At 43.7% G+C, this 636-nt stretch carries 1 protein-coding gene; it reads right to left on the reverse strand.

Translation table 11 applies throughout. The features are described from left to right. A partial coding sequence (locus tag NO992_RS23370) for a transposase (protein ID WP_371380817.1) occupies window positions 1–551 on the reverse strand: 551 nt, incomplete at its 3' end. Window positions 552–636: the final 85 nt, after the last annotated feature.

The following is a 636-nucleotide window of genomic DNA, read 5'->3' on the forward strand; positions in this document are numbered from 1 at the left end:
TAACTCACCGCGAGTGCTTGTTTTAATGCGATAGGTAGCGCATTTTCAGCATCTTCTAAAATATCTGGAACCGCTTGTGTTAACGCTGCATCGCCTTGATTAATGACAACACCAAACTCTAATAGCAAGCAACGTATTTGATTTGAAAGCTGGGTCTTTTGTTTATCTACTAAAGTTCTCGCTTGGCTCAATGACTGCAACGTTTGCTCTTCAACCGTCATGATTTTACAGGGCTTCACGTTGTATGCTTGGCTTGCACTGGCAATAGCGAGGACATCATTTGCATCAGTTTTTTGGCCTTGCCTAAACGCTTTAACAAATTTAGGGGGAAGCAACATGACATCATGCCCCAGCGACAGCGCTTTGCGAGCAATATGCTGGGCGCTACCGCAAGCTTCCATCACGACCTTTGACCCCTCGGCTTTTGCTAGCAACTCAAGCATAGGTTCGCGTTTCATTGGCTTATTAAACTTGAGTTTATTGCCTTTCAGCTGTGCTACCTGGAAAATGTTTTTTGCCAAGTCGATAGCGATTAAATTAGACTGTGTCATGTATGGACTCCTTATTTGGTAAAAGTGTTTTGCAATATCTTTATACCGTACTCTCCCGTTAAGGGGGAGGAGTCCATACATCTCC

Origin of the sequence: Pseudoalteromonas sp. DY56-GL79, from assembly GCF_041414765.1 — a bacterium.
GTDB lineage: Bacteria > Pseudomonadota > Gammaproteobacteria > Enterobacterales > Alteromonadaceae > Pseudoalteromonas > Pseudoalteromonas piscicida.